We start from the raw sequence: 24,958 nt of genomic DNA on the forward strand, positions 1-24,958 counted from the left end.
CGCTGCCTGCGCTCCCGGATCGGAAGGACGTGCGTCCGTCGCGCACGGTGACGCGTGCGGTCGGACGGTGGCGAGGGGACCTGCCTCGAGCAACCGGGGTTCCGGGTCGGGGGTGGGACGTGGGTCCGCCGCCTGCGCCCGGCCGCCTCGGGGAGGACGGGCACACAGAGGAGTTTAGGGCACGCGGGAGGCGGTGCGCGCCGCTGTGCGCGGTGCGGCTCCGCGCGGCCCGGTCGCCGTGGGCGGCCCGGCCTAGGGTGGATGCATGACGGATCAGGCGACACCCGCAGGCAGCAACGAGGCGGGCGCTCCCGGCCGCTACGTCGAGGAGGGTGAGTTCACCCGCGACACGAACTACATCGAGGACCGGATCCTCCGCGACGGCTCGCAGGGGTGGCCCGTCGAGGCCGGCCGCTACCGCCTCGTCGCGGCGCGCGCGTGCCCGTGGGCGAACCGCTCGGTGATCGTGCGGCGGCTGCTCGGCCTCGAGGACGCCATCTCGCTCGGCCTGCCCGGCCCCACGCACGACGCCCGCAGCTGGACCTTCGACCTCGACCCCGACGGCCGCGACCCGGTCCTCGGCACCGAGCGCCTGCAGGAGTCGTTCTTCGCGCGCTTCCCCGACTACCCGCGCGGGATCACCGTGCCGGCGCTCGTCGACATCCCCTCCGGCCAGGTGGTCACCAACGACTACCCCCAGATCACGCTCGACCTCTCCACCGAGTGGACCGAGCACCACCGCGAGGGCGCGCCCGACCTCTACCCCGTCGCGCTGCGGGCTGAGATCGACGAGGTCGCGGACCTCGTCTTCCGCGACGTGAACAACGGCGTCTACCGCTGCGGGTTCGCGGGATCCCAGGAGGCGTACGAGAAGGCCTACGACCGCCTCTTCGGCCGTCTCGACTGGCTGAGCGACCGCCTGTCCACGCAGCGCTACCTCGTGGGCGACACGATCACGGAGGCGGACGTGCGCCTGTTCACGACGCTCGCGCGCTTCGACGCCGTCTACCACGGCCACTTCAAGTGCAACCGGCAGAAGCTCGGCGAGATGCCGGTGCTCTGGGCGTACGCGCGGGACCTGTTCCAGACGCCCGGCTTCGGCGACACCATCGACTTCGTGCAGATCAAGCAGCACTACTACCTGACGCACACCGACATCAACCCGACCCGCGTCGTGCCGGTCGGCCCCGAGACGTGGGGCTGGCTCGAGCCGCACGGGCGCGAGGAGCTGGGCGGCCGGCCGTTCGGCGACGGCACGCCTCCCGGCCCCGTCCGCGAGGGCGAGCGCGTGCCCGAGGGCCACGGCGCGGTGCCGCGCGGCGGACGCGAGACGCGCCCGTCCGAGGCGCGCGCGTCCGTCTCCGGGGCGCCCGTTCCCGGATCGGCCGACGCCGGATCCGCGGTCCCCGCCTGATGCCGGCGCGCACAGCTCCCGGCACGCTCACCCGGCGTCGCCGGCTCCTCGGCCTCGCGATCCGGCACGTCCCGGCGATCGCGCGCTCGATGCGCGGCACGCCCGCCGCGGGCACGCGCGTCGTGCGCTTCCCCGCAGGCGGCCAGCAGGGCGTCCCCCTCGACGTGGCCGTATGGACACCGCCCGGGCACGACCGCTCGGCGACCGGATCCCCCGTGCTCGTCGTCCTCGCGCGTCACGACGGCGACTGGCTGCCCTCGACGCTCGCGAAGGACCTGCGCGCGGTGGTCGTGACGATGGCGCCCGACGACGACGCGCAGGCGCTCGCGGGCCTCTCCTGGATCGCGTCGCACGCGGCCGGGTGGAACGGCACGCCGGAGCGGCTCGGGATCCTCGGGGACGGTCCCGGAGCCGACCGGGCGCTGCGGATCACCGCGCTCGCCCGCGACGCCGGCGGACCCGCCGTCCTGCGGCTCGTGCTCGTCAGCCCGTCCGGCGACGTGCCGAGCGTCGGATCCGCCGACCGCCAGGGGCACGGCCGCGACCGGCTGCCCGACATGCTCGTGCACGTGGGCGCCGCGGATCCGCGCATCGACCGCGTCGCGGAGGGCGTGACGGCGCTGAAGGCGGCCGGCGCGAAGACCCGGCTCATCCGGATCCCCCGGGCCGACCAGGGCTGGCTCGCCTACCCGGCGGCCGACCCCGCACTCGCCCGCCGGTCGCTCGACGAGATCGTCGCCTACCTGCGGCGCGGACTCACCGAGGAGCGCGCGTTCGGGGTCGGCCCGGCGTAGGGCTCTCCTCCACGGGCACCTTCACGAGGATGCCGGCCGCGATGAACACGATCGCGGCCACGTACTGCAGCGACTGCCACGTGACTGCCTCGACGGGGATCACGGCGACGGGGTTCCACATGACCGCGACGGCCGCGAGCAGCGCGGCGCTCCACCAGCTGCGGGCGCGCACCGAGAACACGATCATGATGAGCGCGAGGATCGCGACCGCGAACCGCACGACCGTGAAGAAGTCCCCGTCGATCACCGCGAACCCGGCCAGCAGCACGATGGCGCCGAGGAGCCCGGGCGCGAGCGACGGACGGGTGAACGCGGGGGCGGCGGGGGTGCGGGTCACCCGGCCAGTCTGCCAGCGCGCGCCGGGAGCGGGCCGCGGCAGGCTGGCGGCCGTCTCCCCCACCCGCCGCGAACGAGCAGGAGCCCCCGTGCCCGAGACCCTCGACGCCCAGCTCGACCGCATCCTCGCCGCGCGCGACCGCGACGACATGGGACCGACCATCGCCGCCCTCCTGCCGCTCCTCGACGCGCACCCGCGGAACGCCCGCGTGCTCTACGAGGTCGGCGGCGCGTACGACACCGCGGGCGAGGAGACGACGGCGCTCGACCTCTACGAGCGCGCGGAGGCGGCGGGGCTCGCGGACGACATCCTCCGCCGCTGCTACCTCCAGCACGGCAGCACGCTGAGGAACCTCGGCCGCGTCGACGAGTCGCTCGCCCTGTTCGCGCGGGCCCGGGCCGAGTTCCCGGGATCGTCGTCGCTCGCCGTGTTCGAGGCCCTGACCCTGCACGCCGCCGGTCGGCCCGAGGCCGCGCTCGCGAGCGCGCTGCGGATCGTGGCGGACCACGTGCCCGACGATGAGCTGCAGCGCTACCTCCCCGCGATCCGCGGCAACACCGCCTACCTCGACTCGCTCGACGTCCCCGCGGAGTCCGCGTGACGGCGCCTGCCGCGCTCCCGGGGAGGCCGGAGCCCGTGGACGGCGACGCATTCGTCGCCGCCATCCGCCGCCGGTTCGAGGCGACGCCCTCCTTCGCCCCCGAGAAGACGTGGGTCGCAGGGCGGGCACGGGCCGACGGCACCGCCGTGATCCTCTACTCCGACGGGCAGGGCCGCCTGCGCGGACGCCGCTGGGTGCTCGAGCGGCTGGCTGCGCGGTTCGCGCCGCGCGACGCCCGGAGCCTCGCGGACGCCGTCTACCCGAACGAGGTCATCGAGCCCGACGGGCCGATGACGCCGCTCGACGTCGATTGGGCGGACGGGCTCGTGGACGATCCGTCCCGCGTCGGCTGGGTCGTGAACACGTGGACGCACGACGACCCTCCCGGATCGGCATAGGTCCGGCGCTCGGATAACGTGGACGAGCCCGTCCCGCCCCGACCCCGAGGAGCCCCCATGCGCGCCGTCGTCTACGAGAGGTTCGGCGAGACGCCCGTCGTCCGCGAGCTGCCGGATCCCGTCCCGTCCGCCGCCGGCGTGGTCGTGCGCGTCGAGGCGACGGGCGTCTGCCGTAGCGACGCGCACGGCTGGCTCGGCCACGACGACGGCATCGCGCTCCCGCAGGTGCCGGGGCACGAGCTGGTCGGGCGGATCCACCAGGTCGGCCCCGAGGTCACGCGCTTCCAGGTGGGCGACCGCGTGACGGTCCCGTTCGTCTGCGCGTGCGGCCGCTGCGCCGAGTGCCGCGCCGGGAACGGCCAGGTGTGCCGCGACCAGACGCAGCCGGGCTTCACGCACTGGGGGTCCTTCGCCGAGCTGGTCGCCCTGCACGACGCCGACGTCAACCTGATCCCCGTCCCGGACGACCTCGACGCCGGCGCCGCGGCGCTCCTCGGCTGCCGCTTCGCGACGGCCTTCCGCGGCCTCGTGCACCGGGCCCGGATCCAGCGCGGCGAGCGCCTCCTGGTCATCGGCTGCGGCGGCGTGGGCCTCAGCGCCGTGATGATCGGCGTCGCGGTCGGCGCGGAGGTCATCGCGGTCGACGTGGATCCCGCCGCCCTCGCGCGCGCCTCGGAGCTCGGCGCCGAGTACACGATCGACTCGTCCGACCTCTCGGAGCTCGACGTCCTCGACGCCATCCGCGCGGTCTCGGCCGACGGCGTGCAGGTGTCGGTCGAGGCGCTCGGCCGCGAGTCCACGCTCCGGATCAGCCTGCTCGCCCTCGCGCCGACGGGCCGCCAGGTGCAGATCGGCCTGTTCGCGAGCGAGCCGACGGTGCCCGTGCCGTTCGTCATCAGCCAGGAGCTGAGCCTGCACGGCAGCCACGGCATGCCCGCGCACGACTACGCCGAGCTCATGGCCATGGTCGCGTCGGGCGCGCTCCGCCCGGAGCTGCTCATCGAGCACCGCATCACCCTCGACGAGGCGCCGGCCGCGCTCGAGGCGCTCGCGTCGGGCGACCGCTCGGCGGGGATCACACTGGTCGAGGTCGGCTGAGCCCGGCCGGGTCCCGGGCTATCGTGGCGCGTCGAACCAGGCGTCGACCGCGGCGGTGACGCCGGCGTCGTCGACCACGACGTCCGGCACGACGGGACCGCCGTAGCGCCTCCCCGTGCGGTCGGCGTCGACCGTGACCGTGAGGTTCACGATCGCGCCATCGGGCAGGGTCCGCGGCTCGTTCCCGGTGCTGAAGCCGTAGGTCGGCTGCCCGAACGAACGGACGCCGGCCTGCTCGACGAACGCGATCGCGACCGCCTCGCCGGAGCTCACGGTCATGCCGTCGGCGACGACGGCGATCGGCAGCCCCGCGGGGACCCGACCCGCGTCGCTCGTCGCCATGACGTCTCCGCCCTGGGCGACGGCACCGCCCGCGACGGTGACGGGCACCGAGCCGTCCGCGTCGTCGAACGACATCACCTGCCCCTCGTCGAGCAGCGGCGAGACCGCGGCGAGCATGGGCCAGATGTCGCCGCCGTGGTTCCCCCGCAGGTCCACGACCCAGCCGCGGGTCGTCGCGGGCACGGCGGCCACGAGCGCCTGGGCTCCCGCGTCGACGTAGCGCTGGCGGGATGCCTCGTCTCCGCCCACGATCGCGGGGACGACGATGGTCGTGATCCCGTCGGCCGTCGTGACCGTGGGCCGCGGCTCGGCCGCGGCCGACACAGGCGGGCTGTCGCCGAAGAGGGCCGCTGCATCCGCGGGTCCGAGCAGGGAGCTGTGCTCGCCGCCCAGCTCCTTCGCGGCCCCGGAGAGCGCCGGGTACGTGCCGGCGTAGGTGCGCGCCCGGGCCGCCTGCGCGTCCACCTCCGCCCGGACCTCCGCGACGCGGGCGGGATCCGCCTTGAGGCCGTCGACCATGAGGTCCACGGCCATGTCGGCGTAGCGCTGCGGCGAGGGAGGGACGTCGAGCAGGCCGGCGCGCTCGAGGGACGGCGTCGCGGCGATCGTCCCGCCGACGAGCACGACCACGGCGACCGCGAACGCGAGGGGCAGGCGGCTCAGGATCCTGGATCGACGTGGGGGCACGCGCCCACCCTGCCGGACGCGGGACCCGCCCGTGCCGTCCCTCCCCCGACGCCTAGAGCGCGCCCTGCAGCTCCGAGCCCGCCGGGATCGGCGCGAGCCGCGTGACGACGGCAGGCCCCGTGATGAGCCCGGCGAGCGACGCGCCCATCCGGGCGACGGCCTCGCCCGCGCCGTGCGCCTGGAGGTCCTCGACGGACGACCACTTCTCGAGCATCACGATGGTGCCGTCGGGGGCGTCGTGGATCGCGTAGACCTCGCAGCCCTCCTCCTCGTGCACCGCGGCGATGCCGGCGGACAGGGCGGCGACGGCCTCGTCGTGCTTGCCCTCGACGGGCGTGAAGACGGCGGTGACGACGACGGGCTGGGACATGGGTTCTCCTCGGTTCGGGGTGGGACGGTTCGGGGTGGGACGGTTCACGTGGGCGGGATCGCTCACGGCCGCGGGATGTTCCGCAGGTTCGAGCGGGCGAGCTTCACGGCCTCGCCGACGCCGCCGTTCATCACGATCTTCGACATCGAGAGCGCGAAGCCCTTCACCTGCGCGGCCGTGATCTCCGGCGGGATCGAGAGCGCCATCGGGTCGGTGACGAGGTCGACGAGCGCGGGCCCGTCGTGCGCGAACGCGGCCTCGAGCGCGCCGCGGATGTCGGCGGGGTCCTCGACGCGCTGGGAGTGGATCCCGAGGGCGGCCGCCACCGCGGCGTAGTCGACCATGGGCACGTCGACGCCGAAGTCGGGGATCCCGTCGACGAGCATCTCCACCTTCACGAGCCCGAGCGTCGAGTTGTTGAACACGACGACCTTCACGGGCAAGTTGTAGGCGGCCACGGTCACGAGCTCGCCCATGAGCATGGACAGGCCGCCGTCGCCCGAGACCGACACGACCTGCCGCTCCGGGTGCGCGACCTGCGCGCCGATCGCCATCGGCAGCGCGTTGGCCATGGACCCGTGCACGAGCGACCCGAGCATCCGCCTGCGCCCGTTCGGGGTGAGGTACCGGGCGGTCCACACGTTGCACATGCCCGTGTCGCTGAGGAAGACGGCGTCGTCGGCCGCGACCTCGTCGAGGACGCTCGCCGCGTACTCCGGGTGGATCGGCCGGAGCTTCTCCGCCTTCGTCGTGTACGCGCCGACGACCTGCTCCACCTTCTTGTCCTGCTCCTTGAGCAGCTTCTCCAGGAAGCGCCGGTCCGTCTTCCGCTCGACGAGCGGCAGCACCGCGCGGATCGTGGAGAGCGCGTCGCCGTGGATCGCGATGTCGACGTCGGTGCGGCGGCCGAGGCGCTCGGGCGCGATGTCGATCTGGGCGGTCCGCACCTCCTTGCCGGGCAGGAACTGGTCGTAGGGGAAGTCGGTGCCGATGAGGATCAGCAGGTCGGCGCCCGAGATGCCGGCTGCCGCGGCGCCGTAGCCGATGAGGCCCGTCATGCCGACGTCGAAGGGGTTGTCCTGCTGGATCACGTCCTTGCCGCGCAGCGAGTGGCCGACGGGAGCGGCGATCCTGTCGGCCAGCTCCATGAGCTCGGCGTGCGCGGATCCCGCGCCGCGGCCCGCGAAGATCGCGACGCTCTTCGCGTCGTCGATGGCGGCGGCGAGCGCGCGCACGTCCTCCTCGGCGGGCACGATCGCGGGGCGCCGCGGCAGCGAGAACGCGGGCGCCTCGCCCTCCGCCTCGAACTCGGCGACGTCGCCGGGCAGCGTGATGACGCTGACGCCGCCGAGCGCGAGCGAGTGCCGCATCGCCTGGTCGACGACGCGGGGCGCCTGCACGGCGGTCGAGATCATCTCTGTGTAGTGCGAGCACTCGACGAAGAGGCGGTCGGGGTGCGTCTCCTGGAAGTAGCCGGAGCCGATCTGGTTCGTGGTGATGTGGCTCGCGATCGCGAGCACGGGCGCGCCCGAGCGGTGCGCGTCGTAGAGGCCGTTGATGAGGTGCAGGTGGCCGGGGCCGCAGGATCCCGCGCACACGGCGAGCTTGCCCGTCAGCTGCGCCTCGGCGGATGCGGCGAACGCGCCCGCCTCCTCGTGCCGCACGTGGATCCAGTCGATGCCGCCCTTGCGGCTCCCGCCCGTGCGCCTCACCGCGTCGACGACCGGGTTGAGGCTGTCGCCGACGACCCCGTAGATGCGGCTCACCCCCGCCTCGATGAGCTGGGCGATGAGCTGGTCGGCGACCGTGCGAGCCATGTTGCGTCCTTCCGTCGGTGCGTCCAGTCAATACCCGCCGCCTCCGCGCGGGCTCCGCGCGCCGCGCGCTCCGGGAATGCGACCGCGCCAGGCGCGTTGACCCTCACGTGACCGACACGACGACCGATCCCGCCCGCTCCGCCGCCGACCCCGACACCCTCGCCGCCGCTGCGCAGGCTGACTACGAGGCCTGGCACCGCGCCCGCCTCGCCGCCGTGACGAGCCCGTTCGGCAGCCTCGCGCTCATTCAGACGACCTGGCTCGAGCCCGGCCGGGAGGTCAGCGACCTCGAGGCGCTCGAGGGCCAGCCCGACACCGTGCAGCTGACGCGCATCGAGCGCACCTCGCTCGACACGGGCGAGCCCGAGCACGGCTACCGGCTGTGGGACGCGGCGTCCCCGAAGAACCGCGCGTTCGAGGACATCGAGGTCTACCCGTACGCGCCCGAGTGGATCCTCGAGGGCCGCTTCGAGCGCGTCGACGACGACCGCGTGATCCCCTTCGAGCACATCGCCGACGCCGGCCGCACGCGCGAGCTGCCGGTCCCCGGCGACATCGTCGTGGATATCGAGGGGCGCGAGGTGCGTCTCAGCGCCTTCGCCGACGGCGACCGCCTCCAGCTCGTCTTCGCCGACGCCACCACCGGCCGCGAGAGCTACGCGCCCAGCCGCTTCCTCTTCATCCCCCGCCCCGACGGCGACGGACCCGTGACCCTCGACTTCACGCGCGCCGTCGTCCCGCCCTGCGGCTTCTCCGACTGGATGAACTGCCCGCTCCCACCGGCCGGCAACCGCCTGACCGCGGCCGTGCGCGCGGGCGAGCGCCGGGTCGTCTACCGCGACGAGGCCTGAGGCGCAGCCGGCGCGGCCTGCGCGTCGGGCACCTCGACGCCCGCCGCCCAGACGCGGGCGACCCCGAGGCCGGGCGTGAGCGCCACGACGTCCGCGGCGGATCCCGCCCGCAGCAGGCCGAGCCGATCGTCGAGGCCGAGCGCCCGCGCCGGGACGACGGTGAGCGCGGCGACCGCGTCGGGCAGGGCGAGGCCCACCTCGTCCACCGCGATCCGCAGAGCGCGGTCCTGCGTGAGCGTCGAACCCGCGATCGTCTCGGTGGCCGCGAGCCGCGCGATGCCGTCGCGCACGTCGGCGTCGAGCGAGCCCAGGCGGTAGCGGCCGTCGGCCGATCCGGTCGCCGCCATGGCGTCCGTGACGAGCGCGACGCGGCCCGGCGCCTCGCGGAACAGCAGGGCCGCGACCGACGGCGCCACGTGCACGCCGTCGAGGATCAGCTCGAGCGTCACGCGCTCGTCGGCGATCGCGGCCATGATCGGGCCGGGCTCCCGGTGGTGGATCCCCGGCATCGCGTTGAACGCGTGCGTCAGCACGGTCGCGCCGGCGTCGAAGGCGGCGCGCGCCACGTCGCCCGAGCACGTGGTGTGCCCGATGGCCGCGACCACGCCCGCGTCGACCAGGCGCCGGATCGCATCGATCGCGCCGTCGAGCTCCGGGGCGATCGTCACCTGTCGGAGCACGCCCTGACCCGCCTCGAGCAGGGCCTCGATGCGCGCGGGCGTCGGATCCACCAGGTGCTCGTGCGCGTGCGCCCCCGCCGCGTGAGGCGAGAGGAACGGCCCTTCCAGGTGCGCGCCGAGGACGGTCGGGTCGTCGACCATCGCCTCGCGGATCGCGCCGAGCGACCGCACGAGGTCCGGCACCGGGTTCGCGACGAGGCTCAGGACGGACCGCGTCGTCCCGTGCCTGCGGTGCAGGGCGACGGCCGCGCGGATCCCCTCGGCCCCGTCCTCGTGGGACGCGCCCGCGCCGCCGTGCACGTGCAGGTCGACGGAGCCGGGCACGAGCGTCGCGTCGCCGAGGTCGACCGTGCGGTCGGCAGCAGGCAGCTCGCGCCCGCTCCCGACGGCCGCGATCGCGTCGCCGTCGAGGAGGATCCAGGCGTCGGCGGTCGTGCCGCGCGCGTCCACCACCCGTGCCGCGCGGAGGAGGGTGGTCACGGTCTCGTCGCGCGCGGGCATGCGGTCATCATCCCGCACGCCCGCGTCGGGTCGCCGATGCGTCGGCCCGCCCACGGCGTCAGGGCACCAGCACGACCTTGCCGGGCGCGTGGCTCCGGCGGGCGAAGCGGTGCGCGTCGGCGGCGTCGGCCAGGGCGAAGGTCCCCGCGATGCGCACCCGGAGGCGTCCGGCGCCCGCGTGGTCGACCAGCGCCTGGCGCACGGACGCGCGGTAGCCGGTGCCCGCGTCCTGCCCGGGGCCGTAGCCGAGGAGGCGGATGCCGGCCTCCGCCCGCCGGTCGGATCCCGTGATGGACGCGATCCGCCCGCGGTCCGCCACGAGCTCGACCGACACGTCGAGCGCCTCGTCCGTGCCGACCGTGTCGACGGCCGCGTCGATCCCCTGCGGCGCGACCGCGCGGATCCGGTCGGCCAGCCCCGGGCCGTGGGCGACCGGGATGGCGCCGAGGTCCCGGAGCGCGTCGTGGTTGCGCTCCGACGCGGTCGCGACGACCGCGGCGCCGGCGATCCGCGCGAGCTGCACGGCCATGAGCCCCACGCCGCCGGAGCCGCCGTGGACGAGGACGGTGTCGCCCGCCCCCGCGCCGGCGGCGTGCAGGGCGTGCGCCGCCGTGGTCCCGGCCAGCATCAGACCGGCGGCCTCCTCCTCGCCGAGCGCCGCCGGGCGGCGGACGAGCGACGACGGCGGCGCGACCACGTGGTCGGCGTACGCCGCGGTGACCGGGTAGACGACGACCTCCTCGCCCACGACCACGTCGCGCACGTCCGCGCCGACCTCGACGACGACGCCGGCGCACTCGAGGCCGAGCGTCGGCATCTCCTCCATGAGGCCGGCCTCCTCGCGCTGGTCGTCGTCGACCTCGTGGAAGTCGCCGCCGTAGAGCTTCCAGTCGATGGGGTTCACGCCGGCCGCGCGCACGCGCACGACGACCTCCCCGGCTCCTGCTCGGGGCGTCGGCACGTCGACGACGGCGAGGACCTCGGGCCCTCCGTGCTGGCGGGGTCGGATGGCTCGGGACATGGCGGGCTCCTTCTCGTGGTGGCGCATCCATCGCATCCGGGTGGATGCGTCGGGCGCCTCGGCCAGTCTCGGGTCGCGCCACCCATGCGTCCAGTGCAATGCTGGTAAGCATGCGTTGCACCGGGCGCAACTAGGAGGATCCGTGGCCCAGCTCGACCTGAACCTCCTCCGGGTGCTCGACGCGCTGGTCGCGACCAGCAGCGTGACCGAGGCCGCCTCCCGCCTCGCCCTCTCCCCGCCCGCCGCCAGCCGCGCGCTCGGCCGCCTCCGCGTCAGCATGGGCGACGAGATCCTCGTGCGCGCCGGCCGCGGCATGGTGCCGACGCCGTTCGCGCTGCGCGTCGCCGCCTCCGTCCGCGCCCTCCTCGACGAGGCGGACGGCCTCACCCGCACCGGGGAGGACGACCCGTCCAGCTGGAACCGCGCCTTCGCCATCCGCATGAACGAGTCGCTGATCCCCGTGCTCGCGCCGGCCCTCACGGAGCGCGTGGTCGCCGAGGCTCCTGGCGTCCTGCTGCGCTTCGTCCCGCAGGAGTCCAAGGACGCCGAGGCGCTGCGCGACGGGACCCTCGATCTCGATGTGGGCATCCGCGTGGCGTCGCCGCCCGACGTGCTCGCCGCGCCGCTCGTCACCGACCGCTTCGTCGCCGTCGTCGGCGCCCGCACGGCGCTCGGCAGGAAGACGACGCTCACGCTCGACGACCTCGCCGCCCACCCGCACGTCTCGGCGTCGCGGCGGGGCCGCGCGCGGGGTCCGGTCGACGACGCCCTCGAGGCCACGGGGCGGACGCGACGCGTGGTCGCGGTCGCGCCCACCTACGCGGTGGCGGCCCTCATGGTGGTGGGCAGCGGATCCATCTGCCTGCTCCCCGAGCTCATGACCGAGCGCCTCGTCGACGGCGGCGTCCCGCTCCGGGCGCACCGGCTGCCGTTCGACCTGCCCGAGGTGCAGGTCGACCAGCGCTGGCACCGCCGCGCCGACGCGGATCCCGCCTCCCGCTGGCTCCGCCGCGCGCTCGACGCCGTGGCGGTCGACGTCGCGGCCGCGCGCCGCCGCCGCTAGCCGAGCACCTCGGGCCGCTTCCACTCCGCACCGTGCACGTGCTGGTCGAGGAAGGCGAGCACCGTCCGGTACCAGACCACCGACTGCTGGGGCTTGAGGACCCAGTGGTTCTCGTCCGGGAAGACCAGGAACCGGTGCGGGGTGGTGCCGTCGTCGGCCGCGTGGTGCTCCGCGAGCTCCGACCAGAGGCGCAGGCTCTCGCCGATGGGCACGCGGTAGTCGCGGTCGCCGTGGATCACGAGCATGGGCGTCACGATGTCGCGCACGGAGTGGTGCGGGGAGTTCCGGTCGAGCCCCTCGGCCGAGAAGATGCTCTGCCAGTACTGCGACGAGTCGGTGGTCGGCCCGAACTGGTCGAGCGACCACAGGCTCGCGTGGCTGACGATCGCGCGGAAGCGGTCGGTGTGGCCCGCGACCCAGTTGGCCATGTAGCCGCCGAACGAGCCGCCCATCGCGGCCGTGCGCGTCTGGTCGATGTCGTCGCGCGCCTCGACCGCGTCCGTGATGGACATGAGGTCGGTGTACGGCGCCTCACCCCACGCGTCCCAGCCGCGCGCGATGAAGTCGAGGCCGTAGCCGGTGCTGAGCGCGGGATCCGGCAGCAGCACCGCGTAGCCGCGCGCCACCAGCACCTGCGGCGTCCAGCGCCAGCTCCACGCGTTCCAGCTGTTGAGCGGGCCGCCGTGGATCCACAGCAGCAGCGGCGCGGGCGCCTCGGCCGACGCGCCATCCGGCAGCATCAGCCAGCCGCGCACGCGCGCGCCGTCGGCGGCCGTCGTCTCGACCTCGGTCATGGTCCCGGTCGTCGCGGGGACGGGCGCGGGCGTCGCGAGCCCGGTGACGGATCCGTCGGCGGCCGACACGCGCACGGGGTGCGCGGGCGCCATCCACGAGGAGCGGAGCGCGAGCACGTCGCCGGTCTCGCCGTCGACCTCCACGTCCGTGTAGGTGTGGTCGTCGGTCGTGAGCTGCGTGACGGAGTCGTCCAGGCCGATGCGGAAGACGGGTCCGCGGCCGTCCTGGTCGGCGGTGACGACGAGCGCCTGCGAGTCCGCGTCGAACCGCAGCGACGACGGCCAGCGGTCCCAGCCCGCGGCGACGCGGCGAGCGTCTGACCCGTCGAGCGCCGACACCCAGATCTCCTGCTGCGTGGGCGCGGCCGGGGTCGCGCGGTCGGTGCGCACGTAGGCGAGCAGCGCGCCGTCGGGGCTGATGGCGGGCATCTCGAGGTCGACGCCGGGCAGGTCGAGGAGCGTGGTGCGCTCCCCGGTCGCGACGTCGATCGACACGAGCGCCTGCCGGAAGCCGCGGCGCTCCTTCACGCCGAGGGCGACGACGAGCGTGCGGCCGTCCGGGCTGATCGCCGCGGTGGCGTGCTCGAGCGTGCGGCCGGGCTCCGGGGTGAGGTCGCGCGGGCGGGGCAGCGAGGTCGGGTACGGCTGCGCGCCGGCGGCCGGGGCCATCGCCGCGGATCCGCCGTCCTCGGTCGCGGCCTCGGCGGCGAGCGCGGCCGCCGCATCCGCCGTGGTGGGCCGCGCGGGCTCCTCCACGAGCGCGTCGGCGAGGTCGAGCGCGAACAGGTGCGGCTCGTCCGGGCCGAGGTCGTGGTCCCAGTAGCGCACGGGGTAGCTCTCGTGCAGGATCGCGTTCACCTTCAGGTCGGCGCGCGTCTTCCGTGCCACGGCGTCGGCCTCGAGCGAGCCGGATCCGGGCAGCAGCCGCGCCTGCAGGACCACCGTGGCCGCGTCGCGCGCGACGGCCGCGATGCCGTCCACCCCGCCGGCGAGGCGGGTCAGCGCGCGGGCCTCGCCGCCGTCCGCCGGGAGGATCCACAGCTGGGCGGCCTCGTTCCCGTCGGCGTCGTCGGCGTCGGGCCGGGAGGAGACGAAGAGGAGGTCCCCTGATGCGGTGAACGCCGCGCCGCCCTCGCTCTTCGCCGAACGGGTGAGGCGCCGCGGCACGCCGCCGCCTGCCGCGGGCACGACCCAGAGGGCGTGGCGGTAGCCGGTCCTCGCGGCGTCGAGGGTCGTGACGGTGAGCACCGCGCGGCGTCCGTCGGGCGAGAGCACGAGGCCGCCGAGGCGCGGGATGGCGATGAACTCGTCGAGCTCGGTGAAGGGGGTGGGGGTGCGGGTGTCGGGCATGCTCCCACGCTAGCCGCGGCGGCTCCCGGCGCCGTCCGGCGGGGCCGCGGCGGCCGGCCCTCCCACCACGGAGCTCGACGCTGGGCGGGATCCTTCGCCCCCGAATCGCTGGCGCCGTCACGGTAGGATCGAGCGCATGGAGCGGCGAGCCGGTCGGGTCGGGAGGCCCGCGCGCGTCTCGCGGAGGCTCATCGCGGAGGCGGCCCTCGAGGTCGGCCTCAGCACCCTCACCCTCACCTCGCTCGCGCAACGCCTGGGCGTCGACCACTCGACGCTGTACCGGCACGTCGCCAGCCGCGACGACATCGTCCTCCTCGCGTGCGACACCGCCATCGCGCGGATGGACTGGCCGACGGTCCCCGACCTCCCCGCCGCCCAGCTCGTGGCGCCGGACGACACCTCGTGGCGCGCCTACCTCGAGCAGGCCGTCGCGCGCATCTGGGACATGTACGACAGGCACCCGGGCCTCGCGAGCGCGATCCACCACCTCGACACCGCCCCCGACCAGGTCGTCCTGCGCTTCACCGGGGCGATCCGCGACCTGACCCGCATGGGCTTCGCGGAGGCGGAGGCCGTGCTGGTCCTCGACACCGTGCTCGACATCGGGGTGGAGTCCTACGTCGGCTGGGAGCGCGTGCTGGCGGCGGGCGGCGGCGCGGCCGACCGGCCCGCGTCGTCGTCGCCCATCGTGGACGCCACGCTGCCGGCCGCCATGGGGCGCGGGCTGCTCGCCCTGGCCGCCGACGGGATCGCGGCCGAGCACGCCGCCGACGCCGACGCCGCGGAGACCCTGCACGCGTCCCGGCGCGGCGGACCCGCGCACTCGGCGGGCACCCCGGACGCGCTGCACGCGCGCGAGGAGGCGGCCCAGCGCGACGCGCTCGGCACCATGGACCGCGTCACCGCCAGGTTCTCCGGCGAGGTGTCGACGGGATCCGCCGCGACGCCGCGCGACTGGTGGCTGCGCAAGCTCGGCGTGGTCCTCGCGGGCGTGGGTGGGCTGCGCTCCCCCGGGCCGGACGCGTCGGACCGCTAGGAGCCGGCCGGATCCCCCGCCTCGGCCGTCGCGTCGTCCGCCGACTCGTCCTCGTCATCCCTGGCCGCGAGGACGGGCGCGAGCACCGCGCGCACCGCCTGGGCCCCGTCGTCGTTCAGGTGCAGCCGGTCGTCCGTGAGCGTGGGGGCGAGCTCGCCGTCGCCGAAGCCGAGGGCGGGCCAGAGGTCCACGTGCTCGGCGCGGACCGCCGGCGCGTACTGGCGGATGTGCACGTTGACGACGCGGATCCGCTCGGCGTGCTCGCGCCCGCGCGGCGGCACCGACAGGACGACGATCCGGGCCGCCGGGAGGTCGCGACGGAGGTGCGCGAGGATCGTCTCCAGCGCGCGGACGGTCGCCTCCGGCCCGCGGCGCGCGGCGCCCAGGTCGTGCGTGCCGCAGGACACCACGACGGTCGACGGCTCGGCGGCCACCGCGTCCGGCAAGAGCGCGAGCACGTCGTCGGTGGTCTGGCCGGCCCGGCCGAGGTCGACGATCCGCGCCTCCGCGTCGTCGCCGACGGGACCGGGGACGATGCCGCCCCAGCCGCCGTCCCCCGTCAGGCTGTCGCCCAGGAGGACTGTCGTGCGCGTGCGCGGTGCCATGGATCCGCCTCTCGTCGTGCCCATCATGGTCCCCGCGCCCGGCGAAGTCACCGGATCCGCGTCGACCTCAGCCGTGCTGCCGGCGTGCGACCCGGCGCCACCAGCGACGTCGGCGCGGCGACAGCACGAGGACGGCGACGGCGATGAGGAGCGGGAGGGACAGGATCGCGGCGACCAGCGCGCCCGCCTGCCCGGGGTTCAGGGGGATGCCGAGCACGTCGATGGTGACGCGCGACGCGGCGCCGTCGGTGAGGTCGGTGATGTTGCGGTCGCCGGCCGCGTCCACGGGGACGGGCTTCCACGACTCGGACGCCGCGGGGTCGGGCGTGCTCCCCGCCGACGGCGTGCGCGCCGCGGCCGGTCCGTCACCCGAGATGATCGCGAGGTCGGCCCGCGCCTGGACGGGCGCGGACACGCTCATCGTCACCGCGGTCGCGAGGCCGGCCGACGCGAGGGCGATGCCCACGAGGGTCAGGAGGATCAGGCCGATGCGCGGGGCCCCGATCCGCCGGCTCACCGCGCGGCCCCCTCGAGGGGACGCCCGGCCTCGCGGGACGTCGTCGCGGCGAGCGCCTTCGCGGTGATGCGGGTGGCCATCGACGTGAAGATCACGCCGTGGAACGGCAGGATCGAGAACCAGTAGAGCCGGCCGGCGAGGCCGGAGGGGAAGAAGATCGCGCGCTGCCGGTAGTCGCTGCCGCCGCCCTCGCGGGGCGTGGAGCTGAGCTCGAGCCAGGCCTCGCCGGGCAGCTTCATCTCGGCGCGCAGCCGCAGCGAGGATCCGCGCTCGATGTGCTCGACGCGCCAGAAGTCGAGCGCGTCGCCGGTCTGCAGGGTGGTCGCGCTGCGGCGTCCCCGGCGGAGGCCCACGCCGCCGACGAGCTTGTCCATCCAGCCGCGTGCGGCCCAGGCGACGGGCAGTGAGTACCAGCCGTTCTCGCCGCCGATCGACTCGATCACGGCCCACAGGTCCTCGGGCGCCGCGTCGGTCGAGCGCTCCTTGAGGTCGAGGTAGACGGTGTGGCCCGACCAGTCGGGGTCGCTCGGCAGCAGGTCGCTGGGCGCACCGACGACGGCCGAGTCCTTCCAGCTGGTCTCGACGACGCCGTCGCGCATGCGTCCGAGGGCGAGGCGCACGGAGCGGCGGTAGCCGGTGAGGCCGCCCTCGGGGTCCGGGATGTAGGTGGAGATGTCGTGCTCGCCCATCACGCAGTCGTACTGCAGCGACTCGATGATCGGCACGGCGAGCGTCCGCGGGATGGGCGTGACGACGTTGACCCAGTGCGCGGCGAGGCGAGGCGCGAAGACCGGGATGGAGGCGATGGGCCGCTGCGGCAGGCCTGCCTCGACCGCGTAGCCGTTCATCATCTGGCCGTAGCGGAGCACATCGGGCCCGCCGATGTCGAAGGTGCGGTTGAGGTCGGCGGGCAGGTCGGCCGCGGCGACGAGGTAGTAGAGGACGTCGCGGATCGCGATGGGCTGGATGAAGTTGCGGACCCAGCCGGGCGCGGGCATGAAGGGCAGGACCTCGGTGAGGTGGCGGATCATCTCGAACGACGTGGAGCCGGATCCGATGACCACGCCCGCCTGCAGCGCGATGGTCGGCACGCCGCTCGCGAGGAGGACGTCGCCGACGGCCTTGCGGCTCGCCAGGTGCTTCGAGAGCTCCGGGGTGTCGGGGTGCAGCCCCCCGAGGTAGACGATGCGGCCCACGCCCGCGGCCTTCGCGGCGGTCGCGACGTGCTCGGCGGAGGCGCGCTCCGACGACGCGAAGTCGCCCTTGGATCCCATGCCGTGCACGAGGTAGTAGAGGACGTCGACCCCGTCGACCGCGGGGCCGAGGGTCGCGGCGTCGGCGAGGTCGCCCTGCACCACCTCCACGTCGTCGCGCCAGGGCACGTCGGTGAGGCGACGGGGATCCCGCACGAGCACGCGCACCCGGAAGCCGGCGTCGAGGAGACGGGGCACGAGCCGACCGCCGATGTAGCCCGTCGCTCCGGTCACGAGGGCGAGACGGGAGGCGGCGCTCGGCGATGTCATTCCCTCACGCTAGGCAATCAGCCTGGCAAGCGGCTCCCAGGAGCCGGGACGGGCGGTGGACGCCGCCCGCGGATCAGCCCTCGGCGGACTCGAGCTCGGCGAGGTACCGGCGCCAGGTGGGGCCGTGCTCGGCCTCGCACGTCGCCCAGTCCACCGGGCTGCCGTGGACGAGGTCCTCGAGCAGGTCGAGGTGCAGGCGCCAGCTGGCCTTCAGCACGTTGGCGATGCCGGCGGGGAGGAAGCCCGAGACCGTGACGCTGATCTCCGTCTGCCGGTCGCGCGGGCCGCCGGGCACCTCATGGAGGCGGATCAGGAAGCGGGCCGAGACCTCGCCCTCGTGCACGAACGTGTAGTCGATCGCCCGCCCCTCCTCGAAGCGCGTGACCGTGCCGCCGGACGCGGAGGCGAGGCTGCGGTCGGGCACCGTCATCCACTCGAACCAGAAGTCACCGCCGTCCTCCTGCTCGATGGACGCCTCGGCGAGCCAGCCGGACACCATGTCGGCGTCGGACACCGCGTCCCACACGATGAGCGGCGGCAGGTCGATGAGCCGGCGGAAGACGAACTCGTACGGGAGGAAGACGGTGGACTCGCGGGCCTCGGAGAGGAAGGCGCCGGGCAGGGAGGGGAACCGGGGACGGTCGACGTCCCGGTCGGGGTGACGGTCGTCGTCGAGGCCGGCGGAGGCGGGCATGCCCTCGTCGAGCTCGCGGGAGGCGAGGCGCGCCTCCGCGGCGTCGGTGTGCTCTAGGGCTGGGGCGCCGCCGCGCCGGGAGGGCATCGGGTTCTCGGCGCGCGGGTCGGACGCCTCGCTCGGGGCCTGTCCGGGGGTGTGATCGGGATCCACGTGCCGAGCCTAGGCGCGGACCGCAGGTCCGGTCCGTGAATTCCACACAGGTGTCAGGGCATGGTCGGACGACGGGATGAGGACCTCGGGCCGCGCGGCTCGCGGACGCCCGTGCGGCCGCCCGTATCCTGGACGCCGGTCGACGGGCGGATCCGGGACCGGGACAGGACGAAGATGCCTCGCACGCTCGCGCTCGCCGTCGACTTCGGCGGCACCAAGGTCGAGTCCGCGCTCGTGGACGACGCGGGCCGCGTGCTCGAGGGCAGCCGGTTCCGCGGTCCCACCGGGCCCGAGCGATCCGCCGACGAGCTACTCGACGCCGTCCTCGGGGTCGCCCGGCAGGCGCTCGCCGCCCTGCCCGACGACGCCGAGCTCGTGGGCACGGGCCTCGCGGCGGCCGGCCCGGTCGACGTGCCGCACGGCCTCGTGTCGCCGCTCAACGTGCCCGCCTGGCGCGACTACCCGCTGCGCGACCGCCTCGCCGAGCTCACGCCCGACGTGCCCACGACGCTGCAGATGGACGGCCTCGCGATCACGCTCGCCGAGCACTGGGTCGGCGCCGGCCGCGGCCACGACCACGTGATGGGCATGATCGTCTCCACCGGGATCGGCGGCGGGCTCGTGCTCGGCGGCCGCACCGCGGCGGGATCCACGGGCAACGCCGGCCACATCGGCCACGTCGAGGTCGCCGGGTTCGACGACCCGTGCACGTGCGGCGGCCAGGGATGCGTGGAGGCCATCGCGTCGGGGCCGAAGAGCGTCGCCTGGGCGCGCGCGCAGGGCTGGACGGGATCCACCGGCGAGGACCTGGCCGCCTCCTACCGGGACGGCGACGGGACGGCCGTCGCGGCTGTCCGGCGCGCGGGCCTCGCGATCGGCCGCGCCATCGCGTCCGCCAGCTCCCTCGTGGACCTCGACGTCGTCGCGATCGGCGGCGGGTTCAGCCGCGTCACGCCCGACCTCTTCGACATGATCCGCGAGCCCATCGCGCTCCGCGAGCAGTTCGGCTTCGTCACGAAGACGTGCGTCGTCCCCTCCGGCCTCTCCTCCGACGGCCCGATCATCGGCGCGGGCGCGCTCGTGCACCGCCGGGACATGGTCCCGAGCTTCTGACGGCGGTCGCCGGGCGGATCCCCCGACCCCTCCCGACGACCGCCGCCCGCCGCCCGCCGCTAGGACAGCTCGGCGTAGAGCGGGCTCGTGTAGAACCAGAGGTCCTCCCACGGGTCCGCGTCGCCCAGCACGTCGATCGCGGGGCCGGCCGGGTCGATCGCCGCGCCGAGGAAGCCGGGCTGCTGGCGCTTGCCGTCGGTGCCGCGCAGGCGCACGTAGAAGCGGTCGCCGGGCACGGTGATCTCCTGCGACAGGCGGTAGCCGCCCGGGATCGCCGTGAGGCGCGACACCGGGAGCTGCGCGACCACGCGCGTCGCGGGCGCGGTCATGGAGTCGCGGTCGGCGGCGGGGCCGTCGATCCGGCCGACGATCACGTCCACGCGCGCGAGCTCCGGCACGAAGCCGGCGCGGTTCGGGCGCGACGCCGTCATGATGTCGGCCGTCACCGTCACCTTGCGGTCGCGCTTGCCGATGAGCGTCCCGCCCAGCGGGACCGTGCGGCCGCGCTCGAGGACGAGGCGCGCGTCGATCGAGTCGACGAGGCCGCCGTGATCCACCCACACGCGGCCGGCGCGGATCGCGTCGAGCACGGACGTGTGGTCCTGGCGGACCGCGCCCACGTGCGTGCGGCTGTAGTGGCCCGGCCAGAAGTCGTTCTCGTCGGTGTCGACGCCGCCGCGGTAGACGGGATCCACCATGCGGCCGTCGCGCTCGTAGTCGCTGCCGGGTCCGACCTCGGTGGTGTCGAGGTAGACGTTGTGGCTGTCGCTCGTGGCCGTGACGATGAAGTGCCGCCCCTCGGCGAGCATCGAGTCCCAGACGCCGCCGACCGTGGCCGTGACCCAGTCGAAGCCGCCCCAGGTGCGGTACGACTCGGCCGGGTAGCCGGGGAAGGAGTACGTGCCGCGGGAGTTGCCGTAGAGGCCGCGCCCGCCGGCCGTGCTGTGCGGGGACGGCAGGCCGCCCGCCTGGTGGCCGGGCGCGCCCTCCATGCCGAGGACCACGCGCGGGCCGGCGTCCTGCCACGCGCGCAGCTCGTGCGGCGAGTCGATGCCCTGGCGCGACGGGTGGTTGGGGAGCATCACGGCGTCCTTCACGCGACGCGAGGCGACGGCCTGGTCGAGGAAGCGGATCCCCTCGAGCGCGAGCGCCTCGTTCGCCGGGGTGCCGTCGCGCGTGCCCTTCACGCGGGCGTCCCAGCGGTCCTCGATCTCCTTGAGCACGCCGACCGCGTCGCCCTGCGGGTGCACGAAGACGGTGGCGTGCTCGGCGCCCGGGATGTTCCACTCGAGGCCGTGGAAGATCACGATGTCGGAGCCGAATTCCTTCCGCGCCTCCTCGATGAACGGCACGATCTGATCGACGCTGCCCTTCGTGGAGTGCGCCGTGTTGCCGTGGTCGGTGAGCACGATCCACTGCACGCCGTTGGCGACGGCCTGGCGGATGTGGTCGCGGACGCGGTACTTGCCGTCGTTGCTGAAGAGCGTGTGGACGTGGTGGTCGCCCTCGAGCCAGAGGTAGCCGCCGACCTTCGCGGGTGCACCGGCGGCGCGGGCGGCGGGTGCGGGTCCGAGAGCGGCGATGGCGGCGCCGGCGCCGACCACCGCGCCGGTCTGGAGCAAGCCCCTGCGGCTCACCGTCGTGCGTGCGTCGTTCGTCATCCGTGTCCTCCGTGTCACCGTGCGCGTGGATTTCCCACGGTGCCGAATCAATGCGACGGGCGATGGACCCCGGATGGACGGCGGGCTGTCGGGAGGTGAACGGAGCACGCGACGCGACCCGCCGGGCGTCAGCCCTCGCGCGCGGCCTCGCGGGGCGCGCGGTCCCAGGTGTCCTCGAGCATGCGCGGCCGGGCGAGGTAGAAGCCCGACGCGGACGCCACCGCGACCATCACGAACAGCATGAGCAGCGGCACGGTCCAGCCGCCGGACAGCTCGTGCAGCACGCCGAACAGCAGGGGTCCGATCGCGCCGATCGAGTAGCCGATGCCCTGGACGAAGCCGCTCAGCGCGACCACTCCCCCGTGCGTGCGGGTGCGCAGGTTGATGAGCACGAAGACGAGCGGGAACAGCAGCGGGCCGGATCCGGCGGCGGCGACCCAGAGGAGCGGCGCGGCGGCCGGCGCGACCAGGAGGCCGACGTAGCCGACGACGAAGAAGAGCACGCCGACCTGGATCAGGATGCCGACGTTCCTCATGCGCGCCGCGAGGATCGGCATGACGATGGCCGCAGGCAGCCCCATGAACCCGAACACGGCGAGCAGAGCGCCCGACGCGACGGGCGACTGCCCCGCGGTGTCCTGCAGGAGGGCGGGCAGCCACGCGAACATGGCGTACGCGTTGAACGACGAGGCGGACTGGATCCCCACGAGCGCCCACGCGACCGGCGAGCGGAACACGCGGCCCGTGACGGCGGCGGGCGCCTCCTCCACGTGGTCGGCCGCGGCCGCGGCGGCGCGCTCGCGCCGGGTGTCCCGGCGGTGGTTCACCAGCAGCGCGATCCACGGCACGAGCGCCACGACCGCGATCGCCGCCCAGGCTCCGATCGCCACGCGCCAGCCCGCGCTGTCGGCAAGGGGCGCGGCGACGAGCGACGGGACGCCCGTGCTGATCGACAGCATCACGGTGGTGAGGGAGGTGAGCGGCCCGATCCGGCCGGGGAAGTACTTCTTCACGAGCGGCGGCAGGAGGACGTTGCCGAGGCCCATGCCCGCGAGCGAGAGGATCGTGCCGACGCCGAAGACGACCACGGTGTCGGATCCGGCGCGCAGCAGGTGCCCGACGACCATCGCGACGAGGCCCACCACCACGGTGAGCTCGAGGCCGAGTCGGCGCGAGATCGCGGGCGCGAGCAGGCCGAACAGCGCGAAGCAGACGGGCGGCAGCGCGCCGAGCACGCCGATCGAGACGCTGTCGAGCGGCACGTCGCGGCCGATCTGGTCGACGATCGGCGAGAACACGGCGACGGCCGTGCGGAGGTTGAGGGCGACCAGCACGATGCCGACCAGGGCGAGGAGCGCGCCCGCGCGGGGAGCTGCGGGAGTCGTCGTCACCACCAGATTCTACGGCGGCCGGAATAGGCTCTCGGCCATGAGCGAGATCTCCCGGCACCTGCCCCTCAGCCAGCGCGCGTCCGAGCCCGAGGCGAAGGTGACCGGGATCTGGAGCGCGGAGATCGCGGACGTGCTGGACCGCACCGCCGACCTCCTCGCGTCGCTCGACGCCGACGGCTGGGAGGCGGCCAGCATGTGCGACGGCTGGACCGTGCGCGACGTCGCCGGGCACATCGTCTGGCGGGTCGGCGCGAGCAACGCCGCCATGGTGCGCACGGCCGTGGGGTCGATGCGCCGCCGCCCGCACCTCAACCCCATGCACGTGATGGACGACCTCAGCGCGGACGAGGCCGCCCGCTCCCCCGAGGAGCTCGTCGCCCGGATCCGCGCCATCGCCGCGGAGAAGCGCACCGGGAAGGGCCGCAAGCGCCTGCCGGAGCTGCTCGAGGTGGTCGTGCACGCGTTCGACATCGCGCACGCGCTGAAGGCGGACCTCGAGCTCGACCACCGCGCGACCGGCGCCGTCGCCGTGGCGCGTGCCGCGATCGCGCCCGCGCAGATCCGCGGGGTGCTGCGGGCGCGCACGCTGCGCGCGTCGGACGCCGGCTGGAGCGTGGGCCACGGCCCCGTCATCGAGGCGACCGCGTCGACCCTGATCATGTACCTCTTCGGCCGCACGCCCCGCCCCGAGGGCGACGCGGCGCAGCCTGCGGGCGACGCCTAGATCCCGAGCACCCCGCGCGTGCGCACCACGTCGTCCGTCATCTGCGCGATGAGCGGCTCGCGCCCCTCGTAGGCGACCATGCCGCGGATGCGGGCGACGAACACGACCTCGACCTCGTGGTCGTAGAGGTCGAGCGTCTCGTCGAGCACGAACGCCTCGACGACGCGCGGCCGGACGCCCGCGAACGTCGGGTTGGTGCCGACCGAGATGGCGGAGGGATACGTGCGGTCGCCGTCGCGCAGCCAGCCCGCGTAGACGCCGTCCGCGGGGATGAGGCCCTCGGCCTCGGGCGACAGGTTCGCGGTGGGGAAGCCGAGCTCGCGGCCGCGCTTCTCGCCGTGCACGACGAGGCCGCGGACGGCGGGCGCGCGGCCGAGCAGCTCGGCGGCGGCCTCGACGTCGCCGCGGTCCATGAGGTCGCGGATCCACGTGGACGACACCTTCCGGCTGCCGTCGGGCATGACGTCGCCGACGACGACCGTGCGGAAGCCGTGCGCCTCGCCGAGGCGCGTGAGGGTCGCCGCGTCGCCCGCCCCCTGAGCGCCGAAGCGGAAGTCCTCGCCCACGAGCACGACGCGGGCGCGGAGGGCGTCGACCAGCACCGTGCGGACGAACTCCTCCGGGCTGAGGCGCTGGAGGCGCTCGTCGAACGGGAGCATGAGGGTCGCGTCGACGCCCAGCTCCGCGAGCAGCTCGATCTTCTGCCGGTTGCTCACGAGGCTCTGCGGCCGCGCGGCGGGCGCGAGGAGCGCGGCGGGGTGGCGGTCGAAGGTGACGACGGCGGAGGACAGCCCCTCGTCGGCAGCGATGCCGAGGAGGCGCCGGATCACCGCGCGGTGCCCCGCGTGCACGCCGTCGAACTTGCCGATGGTGACGGCGCTCGGCCCGAAGCCGCCCGGCACCTCGGCCGGGTCGTGGACGACGAGCACGGTCAGCGGTCTCCGCGCACGGGGCGCTCGTCGACGGCGCTCACCCGCGAGCGACCCCCGCTCCGGAGCCACCACAGGCCGAGGACCGGCAGCACGAGCGGGATGAACACGTAGCCGTAGCCGTAGACCGACCACACGCTGTCGTGCGGGAAGAGCTGGGAGTCGACGAGGCTCAGGGTGCCCACGACGAGCACGCCCACTAGCTCGAACGCGATCGTGGCGAACGCGATCCGGTACCAGCGGCGCGCGGCCTCCGTGGTGCGCGCGGGCGCGACCAGGGCGACGGTCGCGACGATGTAGACCACGGCGGCGAGCGCGGAGAGCGCGTACGCGACGGGCGCCTCGTCGAACTTGGTGAGGATCTGCGTGACCGAGCGGCCCGTCGCGGCGAGGGCCAGCAGCCCGTAGAAGAAGACCAGGACCCGTCCGAGACCGGTCATGCGCGAGGTACGGGAGTCAGTCATGGCACCTGCGATTATCCCCTACCCGAGGGA

At 74.8% G+C, this 24,958-nt stretch carries 25 protein-coding genes; 10 read left to right on the forward strand and 15 right to left on the reverse strand.

The genetic code is table 11. The annotated features are described in order from the left end of the window. Positions 1 to 265 precede the first annotated feature (265 nt). Positions 266 to 1,414: a glutathione S-transferase family protein gene (locus tag NL142_RS11115; protein WP_435079515.1), complete on the forward strand. Its 1,149-nt coding sequence runs from the start codon at positions 266 to 268 to the stop codon at positions 1,412 to 1,414. Continuing rightward, positions 1,414 to 2,208: an alpha/beta hydrolase gene (locus NL142_RS11120; RefSeq protein ID WP_435079517.1), complete on the forward strand. Its 795-nt coding sequence runs from the start codon at positions 1,414 to 1,416 to the stop codon at positions 2,206 to 2,208. Before NL142_RS11115 ends, NL142_RS11120 begins: the two co-directional genes overlap by 1 nt. Here NL142_RS11120 and NL142_RS11125 read toward each other — a convergent pair. Beyond that, entirely contained in the window at positions 2,171 to 2,545 is a 375-nt protein-coding gene (locus NL142_RS11125; protein ID WP_435079519.1) for a DUF6804 family protein, read from the reverse strand. The two genes, NL142_RS11120 and NL142_RS11125, sit on opposite strands and share 38 nt — an antisense overlap. A gap of 88 nt (positions 2,546 to 2,633) precedes the next feature. Between NL142_RS11125 and NL142_RS11130 the strand changes: the two genes are divergently transcribed. Genes NL142_RS11130 through NL142_RS11140 form a run of 3 tightly spaced genes read left to right on the forward strand, consistent with a single transcriptional unit; the run spans position 2,634 to position 4,642 of the window. After that, complete coding sequence (locus tag NL142_RS11130) at positions 2,634 to 3,146, forward strand: tetratricopeptide repeat protein (protein ID WP_435079521.1); 513 nt, start codon at positions 2,634 to 2,636, stop codon at positions 3,144 to 3,146. A gap of 35 nt (positions 3,147 to 3,181) precedes the next feature. Further along, entirely contained in the window at positions 3,182 to 3,544 is a 363-nt protein-coding gene (locus tag NL142_RS11135; protein WP_194684684.1) for a hypothetical protein, read from the forward strand. 57 nt (positions 3,545 to 3,601) lie between these two features. After that, a complete protein-coding gene (locus tag NL142_RS11140; protein WP_435079523.1) occupies positions 3,602 to 4,642 on the forward strand; it encodes a zinc-dependent alcohol dehydrogenase family protein in 1,041 nt (346 codons plus the stop codon). 18 nt (positions 4,643 to 4,660) lie between these two features. Here the strand turns inward: NL142_RS11140 and NL142_RS11145 are convergent, their stop codons facing one another. From NL142_RS11145 to NL142_RS11155, 3 genes are all read right to left on the reverse strand, one after another. Next, positions 4,661 to 5,671: a S41 family peptidase gene (locus NL142_RS11145; protein ID WP_435079525.1), complete on the reverse strand. Its 1,011-nt coding sequence runs from the start codon at positions 5,669 to 5,671 to the stop codon at positions 4,661 to 4,663. A gap of 52 nt (positions 5,672 to 5,723) precedes the next feature. Continuing rightward, positions 5,724 to 6,041 carry a putative quinol monooxygenase gene (locus tag NL142_RS11150; RefSeq protein ID WP_435079527.1) on the reverse strand — a complete coding sequence of 106 codons (318 nt, stop codon included), beginning with the start codon at positions 6,039 to 6,041 and terminating at the stop codon, positions 5,724 to 5,726. Between the two features lie 62 nt (positions 6,042 to 6,103). Beyond that, entirely contained in the window at positions 6,104 to 7,858 is a 1,755-nt protein-coding gene (locus NL142_RS11155; protein ID WP_435079529.1) for a pyruvate dehydrogenase, read from the reverse strand. A 107-nt stretch (positions 7,859 to 7,965) separates the two neighbouring features. On the opposite strand from NL142_RS11155, the gene NL142_RS11160 reads away from it, so the two are divergent. Beyond that, complete coding sequence (locus NL142_RS11160) at positions 7,966 to 8,709, forward strand: DUF1684 domain-containing protein (RefSeq protein WP_435079531.1); 744 nt, start codon at positions 7,966 to 7,968, stop codon at positions 8,707 to 8,709. Here NL142_RS11160 and nagA read toward each other — a convergent pair. Together nagA and NL142_RS11170 are read right to left on the reverse strand one after the other, a co-directional pair. Beyond that, a complete protein-coding gene (gene nagA, locus NL142_RS11165) occupies positions 8,691 to 9,890 on the reverse strand; it encodes an N-acetylglucosamine-6-phosphate deacetylase (protein ID WP_435079533.1) in 1,200 nt (399 codons plus the stop codon). The genes NL142_RS11160 and nagA overlap by 19 nt on opposite strands. A 58-nt stretch (positions 9,891 to 9,948) precedes the next feature. After that, positions 9,949 to 10,911, reverse strand: coding sequence for an NADP-dependent oxidoreductase (locus NL142_RS11170; protein WP_435079535.1), 963 nt, complete (start codon positions 10,909 to 10,911; stop codon positions 9,949 to 9,951). A gap of 142 nt (positions 10,912 to 11,053) precedes the next feature. Between NL142_RS11170 and NL142_RS11175 the strand changes: the two genes are divergently transcribed. Next, positions 11,054 to 11,974: a LysR family transcriptional regulator gene (locus NL142_RS11175; RefSeq protein WP_435079537.1), complete on the forward strand. Its 921-nt coding sequence runs from the start codon at positions 11,054 to 11,056 to the stop codon at positions 11,972 to 11,974. Here the strand turns inward: NL142_RS11175 and NL142_RS11180 are convergent. Next, on the reverse strand, positions 11,971 to 14,118 hold the full coding sequence (locus NL142_RS11180) for a S9 family peptidase (protein ID WP_435079539.1): 2,148 nt from the start codon (positions 14,116 to 14,118) through the stop codon (positions 11,971 to 11,973). The genes NL142_RS11175 and NL142_RS11180 overlap by 4 nt on opposite strands. 136 nt (positions 14,119 to 14,254) lie before the next feature. Here NL142_RS11180 and NL142_RS11185 point away from each other — a divergent pair, with 136 nt between their 5' ends. After that, positions 14,255 to 15,154: a TetR/AcrR family transcriptional regulator gene (locus tag NL142_RS11185; RefSeq protein WP_194684692.1), complete on the forward strand. Its 900-nt coding sequence runs from the start codon at positions 14,255 to 14,257 to the stop codon at positions 15,152 to 15,154. On the opposite strand, the gene NL142_RS11190 is transcribed toward NL142_RS11185, so the two are convergent. From NL142_RS11190 to NL142_RS11205, 4 genes are all read right to left on the reverse strand, one after another. Further along, positions 15,151 to 15,759, reverse strand: a complete 609-nt coding sequence (locus NL142_RS11190; RefSeq protein ID WP_435079541.1) for a GDSL-type esterase/lipase family protein — start codon at positions 15,757 to 15,759, stop codon at positions 15,151 to 15,153. The genes NL142_RS11185 and NL142_RS11190 overlap by 4 nt on opposite strands. 67 nt (positions 15,760 to 15,826) lie before the next feature. Next, positions 15,827 to 16,276, reverse strand: a complete 450-nt coding sequence (locus tag NL142_RS11195) for a hypothetical protein (RefSeq protein ID WP_194684694.1) — start codon at positions 16,274 to 16,276, stop codon at positions 15,827 to 15,829. After that, positions 16,273 to 17,799 carry an SDR family oxidoreductase gene (locus NL142_RS11200; protein WP_435079543.1) on the reverse strand — a complete coding sequence of 509 codons (1,527 nt, stop codon included), beginning with the start codon at positions 17,797 to 17,799 and terminating at the stop codon, positions 16,273 to 16,275. Before NL142_RS11200 ends, NL142_RS11195 begins: the two co-directional genes overlap by 4 nt. Before the next feature lie 73 nt (positions 17,800 to 17,872). Next, positions 17,873 to 18,646, reverse strand: a complete 774-nt coding sequence (locus NL142_RS11205) for an SRPBCC family protein (RefSeq protein WP_435079545.1) — start codon at positions 18,644 to 18,646, stop codon at positions 17,873 to 17,875. A 174-nt stretch (positions 18,647 to 18,820) separates the two neighbouring features. On the opposite strand from NL142_RS11205, the gene NL142_RS11210 reads away from it, so the two are divergent. Continuing rightward, the gene (locus NL142_RS11210) at positions 18,821 to 19,759 is read left to right on the forward strand and encodes an ROK family protein (protein ID WP_435079547.1); all 939 of its coding nucleotides are present in this window, start codon (positions 18,821 to 18,823) and stop codon (positions 19,757 to 19,759) included. 59 nt (positions 19,760 to 19,818) lie between these two features. On the opposite strand, the gene NL142_RS11215 is transcribed toward NL142_RS11210, so the two are convergent. Together NL142_RS11215 and NL142_RS11220 are read right to left on the reverse strand one after the other, a co-directional pair. Further along, the gene (locus tag NL142_RS11215) at positions 19,819 to 21,420 is read right to left on the reverse strand and encodes a PHP domain-containing protein (RefSeq protein WP_435079549.1); all 1,602 of its coding nucleotides are present in this window, start codon (positions 21,418 to 21,420) and stop codon (positions 19,819 to 19,821) included. Between the two features lie 128 nt (positions 21,421 to 21,548). Continuing rightward, positions 21,549 to 22,811 (reverse strand): MFS transporter, encoded by a 1,263-nt coding sequence (locus tag NL142_RS11220; RefSeq protein ID WP_435079551.1) that lies wholly within the window; start codon positions 22,809 to 22,811, stop codon positions 21,549 to 21,551. 37 nt (positions 22,812 to 22,848) lie between these two features. Here NL142_RS11220 and NL142_RS11225 point away from each other — a divergent pair, with 37 nt between their 5' ends. Next, the gene (locus tag NL142_RS11225) at positions 22,849 to 23,535 is read left to right on the forward strand and encodes a maleylpyruvate isomerase family mycothiol-dependent enzyme (RefSeq protein WP_435079553.1); all 687 of its coding nucleotides are present in this window, start codon (positions 22,849 to 22,851) and stop codon (positions 23,533 to 23,535) included. Here NL142_RS11225 and NL142_RS11230 read toward each other — a convergent pair. Both NL142_RS11230 and NL142_RS11235 read right to left on the reverse strand, forming a co-directional pair. Further along, the gene (locus NL142_RS11230) at positions 23,532 to 24,464 is read right to left on the reverse strand and encodes a bifunctional riboflavin kinase/FAD synthetase (protein WP_194684701.1); all 933 of its coding nucleotides are present in this window, start codon (positions 24,462 to 24,464) and stop codon (positions 23,532 to 23,534) included. The genes NL142_RS11225 and NL142_RS11230 overlap by 4 nt on opposite strands. Positions 24,465 to 24,466: 2 nt before the next feature. Further along, positions 24,467 to 24,928: a hypothetical protein gene (locus NL142_RS11235; protein WP_194684702.1), complete on the reverse strand. Its 462-nt coding sequence runs from the start codon at positions 24,926 to 24,928 to the stop codon at positions 24,467 to 24,469. Positions 24,929 to 24,958 lie beyond the last annotated feature (30 nt).

It is taken from the genome of Clavibacter quasicaliforniensis, from assembly GCF_051201715.1.
Classification (GTDB): domain Bacteria; phylum Actinomycetota; class Actinomycetes; order Actinomycetales; family Microbacteriaceae; genus Clavibacter; species Clavibacter seminis.